This is a genomic window from Nocardioides oceani, assembly GCF_030412965.1.
GTDB lineage: Bacteria > Actinomycetota > Actinomycetes > Propionibacteriales > Nocardioidaceae > Nocardioides > Nocardioides oceani.
On record NZ_JAUHJQ010000301.1, the window covers coordinates 1 to 213 of the forward strand.

At 77.5% G+C, this 213-nt stretch carries 1 protein-coding gene; it reads left to right on the forward strand.

Features of this window, described 5'->3' with window-relative positions:
* Positions 1–213: hypothetical protein (locus tag QWY28_RS24875; protein ID WP_300955426.1), on the forward strand; the 213-nt coding region annotated here is incomplete at both ends.

Consider the following 213-nt stretch of genomic DNA (forward strand, 5'->3'; position numbering starts at 1 on the left):
CGCCTCGACCTGCTGGTCGACTCGGTGCCGGGCGGCGGAGGCGAGGGTGCCGACCACCTGGTGCAGGTCGACACGGCGGCGGGCACCGCCCGCGCCGTCGCGCGGGCGGGCCTGGACCCCCACCGCCTCTACGCGGGCCGGGATCTCGCGGCGGTGACCGAGACGACCTACTGGCGGCTGTACCGCCAGCTCACCAGCGCCAGCCGCACCGTC